This window comes from Streptomyces sp. NBC_00388, assembly GCF_036061255.1.
Lineage (GTDB): Bacteria > Actinomycetota > Actinomycetes > Streptomycetales > Streptomycetaceae > Streptomyces.
In genome coordinates, this window is the sequence record NZ_CP107948.1 from 3048847 (window position 1) to 3067345 (window position 18499).

Annotated in this window: 11 protein-coding genes; 3 read left to right on the forward strand and 8 right to left on the reverse strand. The window is 72.2% G+C overall.

Features of this window, described 5'->3' with window-relative positions; genetic code table 11:
* The first annotated feature begins 102 nt into the window (after nt 1-102).
* Nucleotides 103-1251, forward strand: a complete 1149-nt coding sequence (locus OG917_RS13775; RefSeq protein WP_328321865.1) for an MFS transporter — start codon at nt 103-105, stop codon at nt 1249-1251.
* A 128-nt stretch (nt 1252-1379) separates the two neighbouring features.
* On the opposite strand, the gene OG917_RS13780 is transcribed toward OG917_RS13775, so the two are convergent.
* From OG917_RS13780 to mfd, 3 genes are all read right to left on the reverse strand, one after another.
* On the reverse strand, nt 1380-2081 hold the full coding sequence (locus OG917_RS13780; protein WP_328317885.1) for an HNH endonuclease family protein: 702 nt from the start codon (nt 2079-2081) through the stop codon (nt 1380-1382).
* A 140-nt stretch (nt 2082-2221) separates the two neighbouring features.
* Complete coding sequence (locus tag OG917_RS13785) at nt 2222-4480, reverse strand: MMPL family transporter (RefSeq protein ID WP_328317886.1); 2259 nt, start codon at nt 4478-4480, stop codon at nt 2222-2224.
* Nucleotides 4481-4638: 158 nt separating this feature from the next.
* Nucleotides 4639-8178, reverse strand: a complete 3540-nt coding sequence (gene mfd, locus OG917_RS13790; protein ID WP_328317887.1) for a transcription-repair coupling factor — start codon at nt 8176-8178, stop codon at nt 4639-4641.
* A gap of 261 nt (nt 8179-8439) precedes the next feature.
* Between mfd and OG917_RS13795 the strand changes: the two genes are divergently transcribed.
* Both OG917_RS13795 and OG917_RS13800 read left to right on the forward strand, forming a co-directional pair.
* Nucleotides 8440-8931: a SigE family RNA polymerase sigma factor gene (locus tag OG917_RS13795; protein WP_328317888.1), complete on the forward strand. Its 492-nt coding sequence runs from the start codon at nt 8440-8442 to the stop codon at nt 8929-8931.
* A complete protein-coding gene (locus OG917_RS13800; protein ID WP_328317889.1) occupies nt 8924-9346 on the forward strand; it encodes a hypothetical protein in 423 nt (140 codons plus the stop codon). The genes OG917_RS13795 and OG917_RS13800 overlap by 8 nt, the downstream gene beginning before the upstream one ends.
* Nucleotides 9347-9561: 215 nt before the next feature.
* Here the strand turns inward: OG917_RS13800 and OG917_RS13805 are convergent, their stop codons facing one another.
* From OG917_RS13805 to OG917_RS13825, 5 genes are all read right to left on the reverse strand, one after another.
* Complete coding sequence (locus OG917_RS13805) at nt 9562-12135, reverse strand: ABC transporter permease (protein WP_328317890.1); 2574 nt, start codon at nt 12133-12135, stop codon at nt 9562-9564.
* Nucleotides 12132-12920 carry an ABC transporter ATP-binding protein gene (locus OG917_RS13810; RefSeq protein WP_328317891.1) on the reverse strand — a complete coding sequence of 263 codons (789 nt, stop codon included), beginning with the start codon at nt 12918-12920 and terminating at the stop codon, nt 12132-12134. The genes OG917_RS13805 and OG917_RS13810 overlap by 4 nt, the downstream gene beginning before the upstream one ends.
* A gap of 533 nt (nt 12921-13453) precedes the next feature.
* Nucleotides 13454-14350, reverse strand: a complete 897-nt coding sequence (locus OG917_RS13815) for a cellulose-binding protein (protein WP_328317892.1) — start codon at nt 14348-14350, stop codon at nt 13454-13456.
* Nucleotides 14351-14710: 360 nt separating this feature from the next.
* Nucleotides 14711-17245, reverse strand: a complete 2535-nt coding sequence (locus OG917_RS13820) for an SUKH-4 family immunity protein (RefSeq protein WP_328317893.1) — start codon at nt 17243-17245, stop codon at nt 14711-14713.
* A gap of 7 nt (nt 17246-17252) precedes the next feature.
* Complete coding sequence (locus OG917_RS13825) at nt 17253-18236, reverse strand: SMI1/KNR4 family protein (protein ID WP_328317894.1); 984 nt, start codon at nt 18234-18236, stop codon at nt 17253-17255.
* Nucleotides 18237-18499 lie beyond the last annotated feature (263 nt).

Here is an 18499-nt window from a genome sequence, read left to right on the forward strand (position 1 = left end):
CCGGCCACGGGCACAGCCACCACGGGGCCCGTCACCGGGGCGGGCCCGCAGGACGCCGTCCCGGCCGCCGCCGGCCGCCGGTGGCCGGGCCGTCCGGTCCGGATACGCGATCCGTTCCGCAGGGCGCAGGTGGCGATCGCCGCGCTCTTCTGCTTCCTGGGCTTCCAGTACGGCACCTGGGCTTCGCGGCTGCCCACCCTCAAGACCCAGCTCCATCTGACCGAGGCGGAGCTGGGCCTGCTGCTGATGGCCTGCGGGGCGGGCGCGGCGGTCTCCTTCCCGCTCGTCACCGTGCTGATGAAGCGGCTGGGCTCCCGGCGCCTCGCCACGCTGTCGGCGCTCTGCCTCGGGCTGCTCCTGCTGGCCCTGGCCGTGGTGCCGGACTATCCGGTGGCCGTGATCATCGTGGGCTGCGACGGTATCGCCGTCGGCTGTCTGAACGTCTCCATGAACGCGCAGGGTGCCGCACTCGAAACCGCCTACGGGCGTACGGCCATGGCCAAACTGCACGCGACGTTCAGCGCCGGATCGCTGGGCGCCGCTCTGCTGGCGTCGGGCGTCAACACGCTGACCCCGTCCCTGGCGGCCCACTTCGGCGCGGCGGCCGTGGTCCTGCTGCTGCTGGTCGCCTTCGCCCAGACCGGCCTGCTGACGGAGGACCAGCAGCCGGCGGAGAAGAGCCAGAGCCGCCGCCGGATGTCCGTACCGTCACGCATGACGCTGTGGATGGGGTGCGCCATGGCGTTCGGCACCGTGACCGAGGGCGCCATGAACGACTGGTCGGCGCTGTACATGAAGGACGTCCTGAAGGCAGCCGCGTCCGTGGCCCCGCTGGGCATCGCGGTCGTCTCGGTCATGATGGTGCTGGCCCGTGTCTTCGCCGACGGCTGGCGCACCCGCTGGGGCGACGGACGGGTCGTCCTGGTCGGCAGCGTGCTGGCCGGCGCGGGTCTGGCGCTGGCCCTGCTGGCCGGCGGTGTGGTCCCGGCGCTCATCGGATTCGCCTGTGTGGGGCTCGGGGTGGCAGCCGTGACGCCCTGCGTGTACGTCGCCGCGGCGCGGCAGGGGCCGCAGGCGCTGGCGCTGGTCGCCGCGATGGGGACCGTCGGCCTGCTGGCCGGACCGGCGATGATCGGTTTCATCGCGAACGCCAGCAGCCTGGTGTGGGGCATGGGAGCGGTGGCGGCAGCCGCCCTCCTCGTCGCCGTCTGCGCCACCCGGATCCGCTGGGTACCGGCGACCGGGAGCTGACCTGCCCGGTTGCCCGGACCACGCGGGCAGCCTTGGCTGACGGGCCGTCCGGGGGGCGGTCCGTCAGCCGTGGTCGTTCCGCGTCCGGCTGCGGCCTCGGGCGCTCCGCGGCACCGGGCGCGGCCTCCTCAGCCGGTCGGCAGCTTCTCCGTCGGGCAGCCGGAGAGGACCCGCTTCATCGCGTTCTTCTCGGCGCCCGTCACCCACAGGGCGTACTTCTTCTTCACCGCCACCTGGCGTGCGACGTAGTCGCACCGCGAGGGCTTGTACGCGGGCAGCCAGGTCGCGGTGTCACCGTCGCCCTTGCTGCGGTTGGTGGACGAGTCCACGGCGAGCAGGTTCAGCGGGTCGTTCGCGAGAGCGGTCCGCTTGGTCCTGTCCCACTGCTGCGCGCCCTTCTGCCAGGCGTCGGAGAGCGCCACCACGTGGTCTATGTCGACCTTGCTGTGGCCACGGACGAACTTGACCGTCGTCCCGGTGTAGGGGTCCCTGGCCAGGGTCCCCGCAGCGACCTGGCAGTCACCGCTGCTGTACCGGACGTCGCGCAGATCCCGTTTGAGCACGTCGTCCCTCGTCGGGCAGTGGTTGTGGTCGGTGTCGGACCACGCGCTGCCGAACTCCTTGCGCGCGTAACCGGTCTTCGGCGCACGGCCCTTGACGGTCAGGGCGTCGGCTGCGGCCAGCGCGGAGCCGTGCGCGGCCTTGCCCGCGGGCCCGGCGGGAGCGCTGGACGATCCGGAGGTGCCGAGGTCGCCGCCCTTGCAGCCGCCGACGGCGAGTGCGGCCGCGACGGCCAGGACTGCGGGGAGGGCGGAGCGCTTACGTATCAAGGAGAGCCGTCCTGCGAATAGGGGGCGTGACCGCACAATCCTGGATACGGCTGCCCCGGACGCCCGCCGTCACACCTGACGGCCCCCGGCAGGACCGGGCCCGCGCCCCGCAGCGCGCGGCGGCGTGTGCTGCCGGGCCGTCAGCTCGCGCCCTGGCGGCCTTCGGTGTCGAGGCGCGGCAGTACCCGGCCGAGCCACCGCGGCGTCCACCACGCGCTCCTGCCGAGGAGGGTCATCACGGCCGGGACCAGCAGGAGCCGGACGACCGTCGCGTCGATGAGGACGCTGACGGCCAGCCCGAGACCCAGCATCTTGACGACGATGTCGTCACTGAGGAGGAACGCGGCGAAGACGCTGACCATGATGAGCGCCGCACAGCTGATGACCCGGGCGGTGATCTCCAGCCCGTGCGCGACGCTGCCCCGGCTGTCGTGGGTGCGCACCCACGCCTCGTGCACCCGGGCCAGCAGGAACACCTCGTAGTCCATGGAGAGCCCGAAGACGATGGCGAACATCATCATCGGGACGTAGCTCTCGATGGGCACCGTCCCGTGGACGCCCAGCGACGGCCCGCCCCACCCCCACTGGAAGACGGCGACGACCACACCGTAGGAGGCGGCGATGGACAGCAGGTTGAGCACGGCGGCCTTGAGCGCCACGAGGAACCCGCGGAACACGGCCAGGATGATGACGAAGGCGACCGCGACGACGACGGCGATGATGAGGGGCAGCCGCGCCGCGATGATGTCGAGGAAGTCCTCCTGGGCCGCGGTCGTGCCCGTCACATAGGCCGTGGCGGCGGTCCCGGAGACCGCCCCGGGCAGGACGGTGTTCTTCAGCTCCTTGAACAGCGAGCTGGTCCCCGCGGCCTGGGGTGCGGTACGGGAGACCGACGTCCCGGTCAGCAACTGCCCGTCACCGGTGGGCGTGAGGCTGCTGGCGCCGACGGCGCCCGGGACATCGGTGAGCGCCTTCTTCAGGCTGTCCGCCAGCGCGGACCTGTCGCCCGACGGCACTCTGCTCTGGTCGACGACCAGGGTCAGCGGGCCGTTGGCGCCGGGGCCGAAGCCGGAGGCGATCAGGTCGTACGCCCGCCGGTCGGTGAAGCTGCCGGGGTCGGCGCCGTCATCGATGTGCCCGAGCCGCATGGAGAACAGCGGGATCGCCAGCACCCCGAGGACGACCACACCGGTCACCAGGAACCGCCAGGGTCCACGCTCCACCCGCTGCGCGTAGCGGTGCCAGCCACCGACCTGCCCGCCGGGCTCGGCGGCCGGTCCCGCACCCGGCGCGCCCGTCCCCTCGGCGACCGGTCTGCGCACCCGGTAACGGTCGATCCGCCGCCCCGCGAGCCCCAGCAGCGCAGGCACGAGGGTGATGGCGCCGGTCACCGCGGTGACGACCGTGACGGCTGACGCCACTCCCAGCTTGCCGATGAAGCCGACCTGCGACACGTACAGCCCGGCCAGTGCGACGACGACCGTGCAGCCCGACACCAGGACGGCCCGGCCGCTGGTGGCGACCGCCCGCCCCGCGGCCGTCACCGGGTCGGCGCCGTCGGCGAACTGCTGCCGGTGACGGGTGATCAGGAACAACGCGTAGTCGATCCCGACCCCGAGCCCGATCATCGTGGCGAGAGTCGGCGAGACACTCGCGAAGGTGAACGCGGCGGCGAGCAGCGCCAGACAGCTCAGCCCGGCGACGACGCCGATCAGCGCGGTGACCAGCGGGACGGCTGCGGCGATGACGCTGCCGAAGCCGACGAGCAGGACGACCACGGCCACCGCGAACCCGATGGCCTCGCTGGTCAGGTCGGCGGGCTCGGGCCGGGCCAGCTCACCGAGCGGCCCGCCGTACTCGACCTCGACGCCCGCCGACCGCAGTGGCGCCACCGCGGAGTCGACGCCCTTCAGATACGACGTCCCGAACGAGGTGGGGTTGGCGGTGAAGCGCACCGTGATGTAGCCGGTCCTGCCGTCGGAGGACAGCGCGCCGGTGGGCGGGGCCGATGACGAGGCCGGCAGCGGGTTCGACGCCGACAGGACGTGCGGGAGCTTCCCCAGTGAGCCGACTGCCTGGCCGATCTGGTCCTGGAAGGCGGTCAGGGACTTCTGCCCGTCGTGGAGCACCACCTGCGCGCCGATCCCGCCCGCCGCCGGGTCGTGGCGGCCGAGCACCTCGGCGCCCGTGTTCGACTGCGTACCCGGCAGCGAGAAGTCGTCGGAGTACGTGCCCCCGAAGCCGGCCTGGAGAGCGTGCAGCGCGCCGAGCGCGACCAGCCAGCCCACGATGACGATCACGAAATGGCGGGCGCACCACTCACCGAGCCGCTGCAGCCGGCCCGCCCCCGCGCCGGGTGCCGGGGTCGCGCCCGTGCCCTTACCGCTCTGCGCGCTCATGCGTCCCCCAGGAGGGTGCGGAGATCAAACAGCCGAGGCAAATGCGGTGATTCTACCCTTTGAGGGCTTGATGACCGATCTGCCCGCGTGCCGGGCGCGTCCGCGCCCCGGGCGCCGCTCCAGGGGCGGCTGCCCGGGGGAAACCCGGGGGCGCCGCCTCACGACCCCAGGATCGACGCCAGGAACTCCCCGGTCCACGAGAGGAGTTCGCGGCCCACCACCGGCTTGCCGCCGATCTTCCCGGCCGTCGGGCGCGGCACCAGGATCTGACGGGCCGTCGCCTTGATGACCGTACGGGGGTAGAGCCGCTTGAGCCGCAGCTCCTGGGACTCCCTCAGCTCGACCGGCGCGAAGCGGATGTTGGGCCCCTGCAGGACGATCTCGCCGACCCCGCAGGCCCGCGCCAGCATCCGCAGCCCCGCCACCAGCAGCAGGTTCTCGACCTGCTCGGGCAGTTTGCCGTACCGGTCGGTGAGCTCCTCGCGCACCGCCCTGATGTCCTCGTCGGTGGTGGCGGACGCGATCGCCCGGTAGGCCTGGAGACGCAGCCGCTCACCGGGCGCGTACTCGTGGGGGACGTGCGCGTCGACCGGCAGTTCGATCTTGACCTCCAGCGGCTGCTCCTCCTCGGCCTCACCGTCGACGGCCGTGCGGTAGTCGGCCACCGCCTCGCCGACCATGCGGATGTAGAGGTCGAAGCCGACACCCGCGATATGACCGGACTGCTCGCCACCGAGCATGTTGCCCGCGCCGCGGATCTCCAGGTCCTTCATCGCGACGTACATGCCCGCGCCCATCTCGGTGTGCTGCGCGATCGTCGCGAGCCGCTCGTGCGCGGTCTCCGTGAGCGGCTTCTCCGGGGGGTAGAGGAAGTACGCGTACCCGCGGTCACGTCCACGGCCGACCCGCCCGCGCAGCTGGTGCAGCTGCGAGAGACCGAAGTTGTCGCCGCGCTCCACGATCAGCGTGTTGGCGTTCGCGATGTCGATACCGGACTCCACGATCGTCGTGGAGACCAGGACGTCGAACTTCTTCTCCCAGAAGTCAACGACGACCTGCTCCAGGGCGCTCTCGCCCATCTGCCCGTGCGCGGTCTGGATGCGCGCCTCCGGGACGATCTCGCGCAGCCGGGCCGCGGCACGGTCGATCGAGTCGACCCGGTTGTGGATGTAGAACACCTGCCCCTCGCGGAGCAGTTCACGGCGGACGGCGGCGCCGATCTGCTTCTCCTCGTACGGGCCGACGAAGGTCAGCACCGGGTGCCGCTCCTCCGGGGGCGTGGTGATGGTCGACATCTCACGGATGCCGGTCACCGCCATTTCGAGCGTACGGGGGATGGGCGTCGCGGACATCGTCAGGACGTCGACGTTGGCACGGAGCTTCTTCAGCTGCTCCTTGTGCTCGACACCGAACCGCTGCTCCTCGTCGACGATGACCAGCCCCAGGTCCTTGAACTTCGTCTCCGACGAGAAGAGCCGGTGGGTGCCGATGACCATGTCGACCGAGCCGTCCCGCAGACCCTCCAGGGTCGCCTTCGCCTCGGTGTCCGACTGGAAGCGGCTCAGCGCGCGCACGACGACGGGGAACTGCGCGTACCGCTCGGTGAACGTGCCGAAGTGCTGCTGCACCAGGAGGGTCGTCGGGACGAGGACCGCGACCTGCTTGCCGTCCTGGACCGCCTTGAAGGCCGCACGCACCGCGATCTCGGTCTTGCCGTACCCGACGTCGCCACAGATCAGCCGGTCCATCGGGACCGTCTTCTCCATGTCCTCCTTGACCTCGGCGATCGTGGAGAGCTGGTCGGGCGTCTCCACGTACGGGAAGGCGTCCTCCAGCTCCCGCTGCCACGGAGTGTCCTGGGCGAAGGAGTGGCCGGGCGCCGCCATCCGCGCCGAGTAGAGCTTGATCAGGTCCCCGGCGATCTCCTTGACCGCCTTCTTGGCGCGCGCCTTGGTCTTCGTCCAGTCCGAGCCGCCGAGCCGGTGCAGTGTCGGGGCCTCGCCGCCCACGTACTTGGTGACCTGCTCCAGCTGGTCGGTGGGGATGTACAGCCGGTCGCCGGGCTGGCCGCGTTTGGCGGGGGCGTACTCGACGAGCAGGTACTCACGCGTCGCGCCCTGCACCGTCCGCTGCACCATCTCGATGTAGCGGCCCACCCCGTGCTGTTCGTGGACGATGAAGTCGCCCGTCTCCAGCGTCAGCGGGTCGATGGTCTTCCTGCGCCGCACCGGCATCCGGCCCAGGTCCTTGGAGGCGGTGCGCTGTCCTGTCAGGTCGGTCTCGGAGAGCACCGCGAGCTTGATCGCCGGGTCGATGAACCCGTGGTCGACGGAGCCGCACGACACATGCACCACCGAGGGCGTCAGCTCACCCAGGTCGGCGTCCAGCCGGGCCGCGATGCCCTCGCCGCCGAGGACCTCGACGGTGCGGCTCGCCGGACCGTGGCCCTCCGTGAGATACACCGTGCGCCAGCCGTCGGCGATCCACCCCTTGGTGTCCGCGAGGGCCCGCGCGGTGTCACCGCGGTACGTCTCCGGGGCGTGCATCCCCAGCTTGATCATGTCGTCGGCGATGTCCTCGTCCGCGGCGAACGGGCTCACCGCCCACCACATCATGCCCAGCTCCCGCGCCCGGTCCCGGACGTCCGCGATACCGCGGAGCGAGGCCGCGCCCACGTCGATGGGCGCGACCCCGCCGCCCGCGGTGGCGGCCCACGACGCCTGAAGGAACTCCTGCGACGTCGCCACCAGGTCGGCCGCCCTGCTGCGGACCCGCTCGGGGTCGCACACCACGGCCATCGACCCGGCGGGCAGCACGTCGATCAGCAGCTCCATCTCGTCCACGAGGACCGGGGCCAGGGACTCCATGCCCTCGACCGCGATGCCCTCGGCGATCTTGTCGAGCAGCTCGCCCAGCTCGGGATGGGCCAGCGCCAGCGCGGCCGCCCGCTCCCGTACGTCGTCGGTCAGCAGCAGCTCCCGGCAGGGCGGCGCCCACAGCCCGTGCCCGGCGATCTCCAGGGAGCGCTGGTCCGCGACCTTGAAGTAACGGATCTCCTCGACCTCGTCGCCCCAGAACTCCACCCGAAGGGGGTGCTCCTCGGTCGGCGGGAAGACATCGAGGATGCCGCCCCTGACGGCGAACTCGCCGCGCTTCTCGACCAGTTCCACCCGGGCGTAGGCGGCAGCGGCCAGCGCTTCGGTGATCTCCATCAGATCGGCCGACGCACCCGACCGCAGCGCTACGGGCTCCAGGTCACCGAGCCCCTTGACCTGCGGCTGCAGGACGGACCTGATCGGCGCGACGACCACGCTGACCGGTCCGGCGGACGGGTCGTCGGAGCGCGGGTGCGCCAGCCTGCGCAGGACCGCGATCCGGCGCCCCACGGTGTCGGACCGGGGCGAGAGCCGCTCGTGCGGGAGCGTCTCCCACGACGGGTACTCCACCACCGCGTCCTCCTGGTCCGCGGGGAAGAGCGAACGCAGCGCGGCGGCCAGGTCCTCGGCCTCACGGCCGGTGGCGGTGACCGCCAGCACCGTGCGGCGGGTCTCGCGGGCCAGCGCGGCGATGGCGAAGGGGCGGGCGGCGGACGGGCCGACCAGGTCGACATGCATCCGGTGCCCGTCACCGGCGGCCTTCACCGCTTCGGCGAGCGCGGGGTCCGAGAGGGCGGCATCGAGCAGACCGTGCAGGCTCATGAAGAACGCTTTCCGTCCGGTGGAACCGGAGATCAGTGGTGACGGACAGGATCGGGCGGGTGGCACGGGCGGTGCGGTGTGCCACGCGAAGGACCCGACACGTCGCACGGGCCGGGGGGTCTCCAGCCTACGACTTCGCGAAGAAGTCGGCGTGCCGTGTCAACCGGACGGGCCTTCCGCTCGTATTCCTCCATGAGACCCGTGACCTGTCAGCGCCCGAGACCGGTCCACGCCTGAGATCTGTCCACGCCTGGGAGCCGCATGACCGTCGAGGAGTTCGAGGAGTTCTACGCTCACTCCGCGAAACAGCTGGTGGGGCAGGTCTATCTGATGACCGGCGACCTCCACGAGGCCCAGGACGTGGTGCAGGAGGCGTTCGTACGGGCCTGGGGAAGGCGCTCCGCGCTGTACCGGGACGCGGGGCCCGAGGCGTGGATACGGACCGTGGCCTGGCGTCTCGCGGTGAGCCGCTGGCGCAGGCGGGGCCGGAGCGCCGAGGCGTGGCGCCGCCACAGCGACACCCTCCCCGCTGCCGCACCCGAGCCCGATCCGGGCACCGTCGCGATGGTCTCCGCCCTGCGCCGGCTGACCGAGCGGCAGCGGCGGGTGGCCGTCCTGCACTACGTGTGCGACCTCACCGTCGAGCAGGTGGCCGCCGAGACGGGGATATCGGCGGGAACCGTCAAGACCCATCTGTCCCGCGCCCGGGCCTCGCTCGCGCCGCATCTCTCCGAGGAGGAGCACGGTGTCTGAGACCGATTACCAGCCCGCGTACGGAACGGGCACCGGGGCCGACCGTGCGCTGGCCCGGGCGATGAAGCAGGCCGCGGAGTCGGCGGGTCGCGCGGCCCGGCCCGCCCCGGCCGCTTCTGTCTCGGCGCGGGGCGCCGTCCGCAGGCGCCGGGTCCTGGCGTCGGCCGCCGCCGGCACCGTGTGCGTCCTGGCGAGCGGGGTGGTGGCGGCCGTGCTGCAGTTCCAGCCCACCGCCCCCGCCCTCCCCGCCGCGCCGCCCGGCCCCCGGCACTCCCTGGACCGGGAGCACCCGAGCCCGCCCCCCGGGGCCGGCTCGGCCACACCGAGCGCGTCGTCCGGTGCCTCCCCTTCGGGCACGGTGGGTGGGTCGCCCACCTTTCCCCGCACGACGGCCCCGTCGTCGCCGCCCGGCTGACGCCGGACCGCGTACGGGGGCCGCTTCGCCGCGCCGCCCCGTACCCGCCCCGCCCCCGGACGCGGTCCGGCCCCGGCAGACGCGCCTGGCGTCCGCCGGGGCCGGAACTCCCCCGTGCTCCCCCGATCCCCCGTCCCCCCGTGCTCCCCCGGTCTCCGTGCCGCCCGGCTCGCCTCCTTTCCGGGCAGCGCCGGAGCGAGGGGAGCGGGCCGCCGTCAGTCGGTCGCGATGGCGTTCAGCACGTTCATCCGGCCCGCCCGGAACGCCGGGATCAGGGCGGCGAACAGGCCCACGAACGCGGAGGCGACGAAGACCGTGAGGATCGTCGTCCACGGAATCTCCAGGACCCCCATCCCCTCCAGGGCCAGGATCCGCTGCGCCGACGTGCCCCAGCCCATCCCGAGGCCCAGACCGAGCAGCGCGCCGAAGAGTGCGATGACGACCGACTCCAGCCGGATCATCCGGCGCAGCTGCCGGCGCGAGAGGCCGATCGCCCGCATCAGGCCGATCTCCCTGGTCCGCTCGACGACCGACAGGGCCAGCGTGTTCACCACACCGAGCACCGCGACGATGATCGCCAGCGCGAGCAGCCCGTAGACGATGTTGAGCAGCTGCCCGATCTGGTCCTTCAGGTCCTGCTTGAAGTCGGTCTGGTCCTGCACCTTGTACTGCGGGTACGCGGCCACCGACTTCTTCAGCCCCGCGTAGGCGGCCTTCTCCTGGCCGTCCTTGGCCTTGGCGAACATGATGACGTTCGGCGGCATCTTGGCGGCGGGCACATAACGCGCCGCCGTCGTGATGTTCAGGTACATCGCCCCCTGGTCGATGCTCGTGTCGTCGGAGGTGACGGCCGCGATCCTGAGCCGCGCCGTCCGCCCGCCCTTGAACGCGACGGACAGGGTGTCACCGACCTTGATGTGGTGCTTCCTGGCGTAGGTGTCACCGACGGACATGGCGTCCTTGCCGTACGCCGCCGGCAGGTCCCCCGCCACGGTCTCGCGCCGCACGTCCTGCGCGTACGTCGGGTCGGCCGCGACGACGGACTCGTCCTCGCTCTTCCCGTCGGGCCCGGTCAGCCGGGACTCGATCGACTTGTAGCTGGTGACGTGCTCCATACCCGGTGCCGATTCGATGGCCTTCCGGGCCTGCGGCACGATCAGCTGGCCGCTGTCGCTCTGGACGATGAAGTCGGCGCCGACCGACTTGTCGAGCTCGTCGGATGCCGATGCCACCATCGACGAGCCGACGACCGACAGACAGGCGACCAGGGCGAGCCCGATCATCAGGGCGGCGCCCGTCGCTCCCGTACGCCGCGGGTTGCGCAGCGCGTTGCGCTCGGCCATCCGCCCCACCGGGCCGAACATCCGCAGCACGACCGAGCTGATCGCCCGGACCACGACACCCGCCAGCAGCGGGCCGATGACCACGAAGCCGATGAGGGTGAGAACCACACCCGCCCCGAGGCAGAGCGAGCCCTGACCGGACTTGTCCGCGGCGGCCGCGCCGAACAGGGCCGCCGTGCCGCCACCGGTGAGCACCAGGCCGATCGCGGCCCTGACCCAGCCCGCGCTTCCGTCGGCGGGCATACCGGAGTCCCGCAGCGCGGCCATCGGGGAGATCTTCCCGGCCCTGCGGGCCGGGACGTACGCGGCGACGATCGTCACGATGACACCGAGCAGCATGCCGGCGACCGGGGTCGTCCACCTGACCGTCAGATCCTCCGTGGACAGGTCCATGCCGATGGAACCCATCACCTTCATCAGGCCGATCGCGAGACCGACACCGGCACCGACGCCGAGGGCGGAGCCGAAGACCCCGAGCAGCAGGGCCTCGACGAGCACCGAGCGGTTGACCTGCTTGCGGCTGGTGCCGAGTGCCCGCATCAGACCGATCTCACGGGTCCGCTGGGCGACCAGCATCGAGAAGGTGTTGATGATCAGGAAGATGCCGACGAGGAAGGCGATCCCGGCGAAGCCGAGCATCGCGTACTTCATCACGTCGAGGAACGAGCCGACGTCCGAACGGTTGGAGTCCGCGTTCTCCTTCTGCGTCTCGAACGTGTACGGGCCGTGCAGGACCGCTTCCACGTTCCGCTTCAACCGGACATCGCTCACACCGGACTCGGCGTCGACGGAGATGTTCGTGAAACGGCCGGGGGCGCCCAGCAGGGCATGCTGCGCGGTGGCGGTGTCGAAGTACACGACGGCCGCGCCGGGGTTGGTCACCTTGAACGTGGCGACACCGGAGATCCGGGCCCTGACGTCACCGCTGACGGTGATCGTGCGCAGCTCGTCCCCGAGCTTGAGGTGGTGCTTCTCCGCGGTGTCCGCGTCGACCATCACCTCGGTCGGGCCGCGCGGTGCGTGACCCGAGGTGATCTCCATCGACCGGGTCTCGCCGGACGTCCAGTTGCCGGCGATCGTCGGAGCGCCATTGCTGGAGCCCATGTCCTTGTTGTGGGCGTCGACGACCGTGACGCTCATGCTGCTGACGCCCCCCTGCGCCGACCGCACCCCGGCGGCCTTCGCCACCTGGCGCACCGCCGACGCGGGCAGCGACTCGGGCTTCCCGTTCTGGGTGCTGTTGTCGGCTCCCCCGGCCGACTTGGGGCTCACCGTGACGTCCGAAGCGGTGGCCGCGAAGAGCTTGTCGAACGTGGTGTTCATGGTGTCGGTGAAGACGAGCGTGCCGCACACGAAGCCGACCGACAGCAGGACCGCGACGGCGGAGAGCGCCATCCGCCCCTTGTGCGCGAAGAAGTTGCGCATCGAGGTCTTCCAGACGGTCATGACGTCCGCCCGCGCGCGTCGAAGTCCTTCATCCGGTCGAGGACCTGGTCGGCCGTCGGACCGTACATCTCGTCCACGATCCGGCCGTCCGCGAGATACAGCACCCGGTCCGCGTACGAGGCGGCCACCGGGTCGTGCGTGACCATCACGATGGTCTGGCCCAGTTCGGAGACCGACTTGCGCAGGAACCCCAGCACCTCCGCCCCCGCGCGGGAGTCCAGGTTCCCGGTCGGCTCGTCCCCGAAGATGATCTCGGGCTGCGCGGCCAGGGCGCGCGCCACCGCGACGCGCTGCTGCTGACCGCCGGAGAGCTGCGTCGGCCGGTGCTTGAGCCGGTCGGCGAGCCCCACGGTCTCGACCACCTGCCGCAGCCACTGCGCGTCCGGCCTGCGCCCCGCGATGTCCATCGGCAGCGTGATGTTCTCGATGGCGTTGAGCGTGGGCAGCAGGTTGAACGCCTGGAAGATGAAGCCGATACGGTCCCGGCGCAGCTGGGTGAGCTTCTTGTCCTTGAGCCCGGTGATCTCGGTCTCGTCCAGATAGATCTGCCCGCCGCTCACCGTGTCGAGCCCGGCGAGGCAGTGCATCAGCGTCGACTTGCCGGAGCCCGACGGGCCCATGATCGCGGTGAACCGGCCACGGGCGATGTCCACGTCGACGTGGTCGAGCGCGACGACCCGGGTCTCCCCCGACCCGTACGCCTTGACGACCTGCCGCGCTCGCGCGGCAACGGCCGTACGCCCTCCAGTGCCCCCGTGCCTGGGAATGGTCACAGCCGTTGTCACGGTTTGTCTCCTAAGTCGGTCCTGCCGTGCTTGTCAGCAGGTATGTGAGAAGTCTGTCGATCGGCGGCGCACAGCACACTGGTGCACGTAGCCGCATCCGCCCTGGGGTTTTCCCCACCCCCACCACTGCGGGCGTCCGTAAACAAACGCTAAGGAACAGCCCGGCCCGCCACGTCCTCCGCCGGGACGAACGCTCCCGGCCCGTAAGTAGGGGGCGGCCCCTAAGGGGTTCCCGGCACGGGGAGGCCACCTGTCGGGGGAGGGCGCGCGCGGACGGCCACGGAAGACGCACGGGGCAGTCACGGGGGGCCGGAAAGGTGTACGGGGAACGCGGTACACGGGCCCGTGAACGTGAAAAGGGCCGCGCGGAAGCGCGGCCCTGGGCAGTGCTGGGAGGAGCGAGGCACCGGCGCAGCCGAGGACTTCTCCGCCCGGGAGACCACCACGCCCCTGCCGCTCCGCCTCCCGCGTGCTGCGGGAGGCGGAGCGGCAGGGGCGGCGGGACGGGCAGGGCGGGCGGGCCGCCGGCCCGGTCAGCTGCCGTCGGTGGCCGGAGCCCTCCCCGTCAGCCCCGCCAGGCTGTTCCGCACATGGGACATATGAGCCCGCAACTCCTCCTGCGCCTCGCCGTCCTCGCGCAGCACCCGCTCCGTCTCACGCTCCGTCCGCTCCACCCGGACCCGCGCATGCGCGATCAGCTCCCCGGCCCGCGCCTCCGCGTCCTCCTGACCGTGCCGGGCCGACTCCTCCGTCACCGCCAGCATCCGCTGCGCCTCCGCCAGCCGGGCCTCGGCGCGGGTGATCAGTTCCGCATGACGCGCGTCGAAGTCGGCCTCCCGGGCAGCCAGTTCACGCTCCGCCGCCTCGGCGCGCTCCGCCTGCTCCTTCTCCAGCTCCGCCAGCGCCGACGCCGTACGCTCACGCATCTCCCGCAGCACGGCAAGCGCCTCAGTGCGCCACCGCTTCGCATCCTGGCGCGAGCCGACCCGCAGCTCGTCGGATGCGCTCTGCGCTGCCGCCAGCACCTGCTGGGCGTGCGCCTCTGCCGCGGCCAGCGCCGCGTCCGCGTCCGCCCGCGCCGCGTCCCGCAGCTCACGCACGGCCCCGCCCACCTCGTCGTGCAGCCGCTGGGCCGCTGCCAGCGCGTCGCTGTGCAGCCCGGCAGCCTCCTCGGTGACCAGCGCGATCAGCGTCCGGGCCCGCTCGCTCAGCGTCTCGTACGTCTGCGGGGCCAGCGCCGCCACCTGCTCGGCCAGCGCGGCGGACGCGGCCTGCATCTCCTTCGTGAGGACGGTCAGCCGCGCCGCGCGCTCCCAGGCCCCGTCGCGCTCGTCGGAGAGCTCCGCGAAGAACCGGTCGACCTGCTCGGGCCGGTACCCACGACCCCGGACGCCGGCGAAGCCATGAGGTGACACCGCTGCTGAACTCATCCTTCAAGCCCCTCTTCGAACACGATGCGCGACAGGACGCTCCACGCGACCCGGCGCACATCTTGGTAGATCATCGCGAAGTACCCATACCGCGACACTCCGCCCATCCCGTCCCTCCAGGATGCGCCACCCGGCGCGGGAAGTCGGCATCGCCGTCCGGGACGGCTGATTTCGGACCTCGTATCCGTACGCACGGACGTACGCGGTCGCGCCGATACGAGGCGAAAACCTCACCCGAGTGCCCGAATCGCTCTCGTGCGGACGAGGAAGCCGGGCCCGTACGGGCGCACGGCAGAGGCGCCCGGCCGCAGCTCGCGGCCGGGCGCCTCGACGGCGTACGGAAGTCGTGCCAGGACTACGTCAGAGCAGCCCGTCCCACATCTGCTCCAGCAGGACCGACCACCAGCTCTCCGGCGAACCGAGCGCCGCGGGATCCAGCATCATCAGCTGAGCCTGGAAGTCGACCGTCCACCGGCCGGCCTGCTCAGGAGTGAGACCGAAGCGGAGCCGCCACATCCTCCCCAGCAGCGCCATCGACCTCACGAACTCGGGCAGCCCGGAGTTCACGAACTGCGGCGCCACCGGCTGCCCGCCAGGTCCCGCCTCCACCGGCACGGCCACGATGTTCGCCGTGCCGTACTGCACACAGATCGCCCGCCCGAAGTCGGAGCCCATCACCAGGTACGACCCCGCGTCGGAGGCCGGCTGCACCTGCCGCTGCGCCGCCAGCTCGGCCAGCGTCGGCACCGGCTGCCCCGGCACCGCCTGCGCCCAGAAGAACGGTCCGAAGTCGACCGGCAACCCCGCCCACACCAGGGTCTGCGCCACGATCTCCGGCACACCCTGGCGGGACACCGCCCGCTGATCGAAACGGAAGACGCCCTGCGGCCCGAAGGCCTGCCCCAGTTCGTGCGCGACACCCTGCGGCGGGACCGGCGGCGCGGGCTGCACCGCTGGCAGCGGAGCACGCACCGGAGCCGGCCGCGCCGGGCCGTCCGCGACCTGGTGCAGCTCGCCCTGGTGGGTCAGGAGGTGCTGCATCCCCTGCTGACGGCTCGCATGATCCCTGCCGTACGGAGCGACGCTGGTGATCCGGACCTGCGGCCAGGTCTCCCGGATCATCCGCGCACAGTACCCACCCGGCAGCTCGCACGACTCGAGCTCGGTATGCAGCTCGATGACCTGCTGCGGCGGCACGTTCATGGCCCGCAGCTCATGGAGCATCTGCCACTCCGGATGCGGGGTGCCGGGCGCGGAACGGCGGATGAGCTGCTGCTCCGAACCGTCCTGCGCGCGGTAGCGCAGCACGGCCTGATAGCCGGGACCCACCGTCGGCAGACCGCTGGGGGGCTGCTGCGGGTACCCGTACGCGGCGCCCTGCGGGGCGGGCACGGGGCCGGGGGGCTGCGGCGCACCGGGCGGACCCATCGGCCTCGACCCGCCGAGACTCCCCTGGCCACCCAGACTCGGACCGGCCAGCATCGTCGCCGCGTGGTGCATGTCCCCACCCGCGCCGCCACCGGCTGCCGGAGGCGCCGGCGGACCTGCCTGGCCCGGCAGCCCCGGCGGACCGGGCGGCTGCGGGACGCCCGCACCGGGAACACCGGGCGGACCGGGCGGCTGCGGCGCACCGGGCGGGCCCGCAGGCCTCGGCCCGCCGAGACTCCCCTGGCCACCCAGACTCGGACCGGCCAGCATCGTCGCGGCCTGGTGCACGCCGCCACCCTGGCTCCCGCCCTGCGGCGGAGGCGCCGGAGGGCCGGGCGGCGGTGAGCCCCCGGGGCCGAGGTTCGAGACCATCTGCGTCCGTACGTACCCGCCCGCCGGGACACCCGGCGGCAACGGCGGAGCCGCGCCGGGCCGCGCACCCGGCGTGCCCGGGGCCCCGGGCGGCGGCGGCGTGGTCGCACCACTGCCCCGCGGCGCCCGCGGCGGCGACACGGCCTTGCTGGTCGCGGCATCGGAGATGTCACCGGCACCGGGACCCGGGCCCGGCACCTGCCCGGCCGCGGGCGGCGGAACACCCGGGCCCGGCGGCGGCACCTGCGACGGCGGCTGGGGCAACGGCTGCGGCTGCGACGGCTGTTGAAGCTGCCAGGACTGCTGCGGGGCCGGAGGCTGCTGCGGCTGCACCGGAGGCTGCTGCGGCTGCTCGGACACGTCAAGGGCGGGCGCGATGGATGTCTTCGGCAGCCCGCTGCCCCCGGACATCAGCGTCGTCCTGGCCTCGGGCGCCACGGCGGGCGGCGGGGCCGCCTCGTCGTCCGAACCCGCAAGCGGCGGCGCGAACACGGTCTCGGGCAGCGGGACAGAGCCGTCCGCGCCACCGGGAACCACACTGGTGTCCGTACCCGCCCAGGGCGTCCCGTCCACGGGCACCCCGCCATCGGCCGTGGACTCATGTCCTCCGGCCGACGGGCTCCCAACCGGCGCACCCCAGCTGTCCCCCGCAGCAGGCGCACCGCCACCGGACAGCGCGCCGGAACCCGCCCCCGTACCGGCGCCGGAACGCCGGTCCGGGATCCCCAGCTTGTCCGCCGCTTCCTGCAACCACTCCGGCGGAGTCAGCAGGAACGACGTCTGATTCAGATCGATCCGCTGCGGCGGCTCAGGCGCCACAGGCGCATCGCCCGCCGCCACCCCGTACTCCTCCTCGTACCGCCGCACCACCTCGCCGACCGGCAACCCGGGCCACAGCGTCGCCTCACCGCCGTCCCGCGCGATCACCAGCCGCTGACGGCCGCCGCCACCCGAAGGCCCGTCCTGCCGGTCCTCGGCCCACACCACAAAACCGAGCTCGAACTCCCGCACCCGCACCTCACGGTGCTGATACGCGGGAACGTCCCCGTTGACCCACTCTTCCGCGCGCTCCTGCGCCTGCGCAAAGGTCACCATCGGCTCATCACCCCTCGGCCGAGACCGGGACAGCCTGCGCGAAGCCGCCGTCCACCATCAGATTCGCCACTGTCTCCAGCTCCGGCGGGTTGCCCGCGAGCCGCTCCAGAAACGCATCGAAATCATCACCGCACGGCAGCAGCAACCGCTCCACCCGCTCCGCCGGCGGCCACGCGTCGTGGTCGCGGGCATCGTCGTACGCGCAGAACCAGACCGTGCCGATCCCGCCGCCCTTGACCTTCACCGCGACGATCCCGCCCTGGACGAAACCCACGGCCAGGTAGTCCTTCGTCAGGTGGTCCCGCAGACACTTGTTCACGTACACCAGGTCATTGACCGCTGCCTCGTCGCGCACCGTGAAGAACGGCTGGTCCACCAGCAGCCCCAACTCCGCGTCCAGCGCCGTACCGACCGGCGCACAGCCACCCGCCGCCTTCAGGAACGACCGGTACGCGGCAGGCAGCCGGTACCCCAGATCCTCCTCGGCGCCCAGAACCAGCTGCTCGCCCACCGCCACCGACCCCCTCGGCAACCCGAAATGAGCCGGCCGGGTGTCCTGCAACGGCCGCGTACCCCGCTTGTCCTGGTCGACAGCCGCCGTCGCGAGCCCACCGTGATGCCGCAGCAGCGCCTTCACCTCGACCGGCACCAGCTCCAGCCGGCGCACACCCGGCACGTGGTGCCAGGTCCAGCCGTGCGGCGTGGCAACCGCCGGAATCGTGTCCCACAACTCGTGCCCCGACGCCGCCAGCGCGGCATTGGCCGACACGTAGTCCGTGAGTCTCAACTCGTCGACACCGAAACCCTCGGGAGGCTCCGCGATCTCCGCAGCCGCACGCGCGTACGGAGAGAAATCCGGGAAACCGTTCCCGTCCACCCGCACGCCGCGGGGATGGCGCGCGGCCCGGACCGGGTCCGGGAAGCTCACGAGCTGCCCGGCATAGGCCGCATTCGGTGGCGCGGCTTGCTGCCCGAGCCGACCTGTCGTCATGGCGGTTGCCCCCTGCTGCGAATGGCTTGGAACGACAGCCTATGCGGTGGTGCAAGAGACGGTCCCGCCCCATCGCCGCACAGTCCGGGCCCCCGCACACCGACGTAACGGACGGTCACGTTCGAGTGACCCGCAGCCGACACACCACACCGATCACAGGCCCCAGCTTCCCCATCCCGCGCCCCATTTGGCAGGCTGACCCCGCAACACCGGGGGGCGCAACACCGGCGGCAGCCGCCGCGGGGTGGGAGGGGTAGCACGAC